At 70.9% G+C, this 2,921-nt stretch carries 2 protein-coding genes; one reads left to right on the top strand and one right to left on the bottom strand.

Features of this window, described 5'->3' with window-relative positions; genetic code table 11:
• Window positions 1-80: 80 nt before the first annotated feature.
• Entirely contained in the window at window positions 81-1,613 is a 1,533-nt protein-coding gene (locus tag AC08OP_RS23550; RefSeq protein WP_476616168.1) for an LON peptidase substrate-binding domain-containing protein, read from the bottom strand.
• A gap of 265 nt (window positions 1,614-1,878) precedes the next feature.
• On the opposite strand from AC08OP_RS23550, the gene AC08OP_RS23545 reads away from it, so the two are divergent.
• On the top strand, window positions 1,879-2,847 hold the full coding sequence (locus AC08OP_RS23545; RefSeq protein WP_462187056.1) for a pirin family protein: 969 nt from the start codon (window positions 1,879-1,881) through the stop codon (window positions 2,845-2,847).
• The last annotated feature ends 74 nt before the right edge of the window (window positions 2,848-2,921 follow it).

The following is a 2,921-nucleotide window of genomic DNA, read 5'->3' as shown; positions in this document are numbered from 1 at the left end:
CGACACGCCGCCCTACCCCAAACCACCAGCGACTATCACGCAGAGTGACACCCGAAGGTTAAACGACAAGCTGAGACATGTTAATGCTCCCGGAAGGTGTGGTTCTGCTCGGGGTCGAGGACCTCCAGCAGCGCCGCCGTTGGGTCCCCCCGGTAGTCGGCGCCCAGCTTGTCGACCTCGTCGAGCAGCACCACCGGGTTCATCGAGCCCGCTTCGCGGATCGCCCGGACGATGCGGCCGGGCAGCGCGCCGACGTAGGTCCGCCGGTGACCGCGGATCTCCGCCTCGTCCCGCACGCCGCCGAGGGCGACCCGGACGAACGACCGGCCCATGGCCCGGGCGATCGACTCGCCGAGTGATGTCTTGCCGACCCCGGGCGGGCCGGCGAGTGCCAGCACGGCACCGCCGCGCCGGCCACCGACGACGCCGAGACCAGCATCGGCCCGGCGCTTGCGCACCGCCAGATGCTCGATGATGCGGTCCTTGACGTCGTCGAGCCCGGAGTGGTCGGCGTCGAGTACCGCGCGGGCCGCGGCGATGTCGTAGGAGTCCTCCGCCCGGACATTCCACGGCAGGTCGAGGATGGTGTCCAACCAGGTGCGGATCCAGCCGCCCTCCGGGGAGGAATCCGACGTCCGCTCTAGCTTGTCGACCTCCTTCAACGCCGCGGCGCGGGCCTTCTCCGGCAGGTCGGCGGCCTCGACGCGGGCCCGGTAGGCGGCCGGTTCGGAGCCGCCGTCGCCGCCCGCGCCGGAACCCGGACCGGAGCCGCCCAGCTCGACCAGCTCCTTGCGAATGGCGTCGAGCTGGCGGCGCAGCAGGAACTCACGCTGCTGGCGGTCCATGCCCTCCTGAACGTCGCGGCGGATGGTCTCCGCGACGTCCAGTTCGGCCAGATGGTTCTTGGTCCACGCCAGCAGCCGTTCAAGCCTCGTGGCTACGTCCGCGGTGCCCAGCAGCTCGATCTTCTGCGCGGTGGTCAGGTAGGATGCGTAGCCGGCGGTGTCGGCGAGCGCGGACGGATCGGTGATCGCCGCGACGGAGTCGACGACCTGCCAGGCGCCGCGCTGGCGCAGCAGGTTGGTGACCAGGGCGCGGTACTCCTTCGCCAGGCTCTCGACCTTCGCCGGATCCTCGCCGGTCCGCGCGGGGGCGGCGTCCGCCGGAGCGTCGAGCGTGCCGGACGGCGGCCCAGCCCCCTCGTTCACGACGGCCCCCTCGTTCACCACGGTGTCGCCCCACACGGCGTCGACCCAGGTGACGTCGCCGGGACCCGAGCGCACGCCGCCGACACGGGCCCGGGCGGTTCCGCGGACGATCGCGGCCGAGCCCCCTTGCGGCAACCGGCCGACCTGTTCGATCACCCCGACGGCGGCCACGTCGGCGAGCGTGCCGTCGGTCCTGGGAACCAGCAGCACCTCGGCGGGCCGGCCCGCCGGCTGACTGGAGATCCCCGGCGCCCGCGCGTCGGGAGCGCCGCGGGATCCGCCGGCACGGGCGGCTTCGACGACGGCTCGGATCTCACCATCGGACATGTCGAGAGACACGACCATGCCCGGTAGCACGACGGCGTCGTCGAGCGGCAGGACGGGCAGCACCCGGATCTGTGGCATGCGGTCCACCTTCACGTGAAGAAGTTGAGTCACTTACACTGAAGTCCTTTTAGCTTACCGTTGGTCCCGGGATTGATCGCTGAGGGCGAACGCTTCTCGCTCGCGCCCTGATGATCAAAGAATTCGCGGGAAGGATCGAGGGTGGCCCGTGGTTGCGCGGGTTGGTAGTTGCATTTACAGGTAGAGGCGCCGGGATGAGCTGCTCGAGCAGGTTGAGCTGCTCGAGCAGGTCGACCGGCGATCGTGAGCCCGCCAGGAGGACGACATGCCTGCCGTCACCGCCGATACCGTCCGCCTGCCTCGGCTGGCTGAGCCCGCGCTCGGCAAGGTCGACCGTCCGGTGCGGAGGGTGACCACCGCGCCCACCGGGCTGGAGGGCGAGGGCTTCCCGGTGCGTCGGGCCTTCGCCGGAGTACGGCTCGCCGAGCTGGATCCGTTCATCCACATGGACGAGATGGGCGCCGTCGACTACGGGCCGGGCGAGCCCAAGGGAACCCCGTGGCATCCCCACCGCGGATTCGAGACCGTCACCTACATGATCGACGGAACCTTCCAGCACCAGGACTCGCACGGCGGCGGCGGACTGATCGCCGACGGCGCCACCCAGTGGATGACCGCCGGCGCGGGCATCCTCCACATCGAGACGCCGCCGGAGGAGCTTGTCGTCAGCGGCGGCCTGTTCCACGGTGTCCAGCTCTGGGTGAACCTCCCGGCGAAGGACAAGTTCTCCCCGCCGCGGTACCAGAACCTCGAGGGTGGCCAGGTCTCCCTGGTGTCCTCGCCGGACGGCGGTGCCCTGCTGCGGGTCATCGCCGGTGACGTCGGGGGCCACCGGGGCCCGGGTGCCACGCATACCCCGATCTCCGTCGTCCACGCGACGCTGACCCCCGGCGCGGCGGTGCACGTGCCGTGGAACCCCGAGTTCAACGCGCTCGCCTACGTCCTCGGTGGCCGTGGGACGGTGGGCCCGGACGCCACGGCGATCCGGGCCGGTCAGCTCGCGGTCCTTGGAACGGGGGATCTGCTCGGTGTCGCCGCGGACGACCGGCAGGACGCGTCCTCGCCGAACCTCGAGGTCCTGCTGCTGGGCGGTCGGCCGATCCGGGAACACGTCGAGGTGTACGGCCCGTTCGTCATGAACACCCGGGCCGAACTGCGCCAGGCCGTCGAGGATTATCAGGCCGGCCGGCTCGGGGTCATTCCGGCGAACGCACTGATGCCGCATCGCGTCTGAACCCGACGACATTTCCGGGTTCCCGTGCGGACCTGAGGTGAAGGGCGTCCCGTCATCCGCCTGGCGCCCCGCAC

This window comes from Frankia sp. CeRuru1, assembly GCF_977966315.1.
Note: the sequence above shows the minus strand (reverse complement) of the source record. Positions and strands in the feature narration are given on the sequence as shown.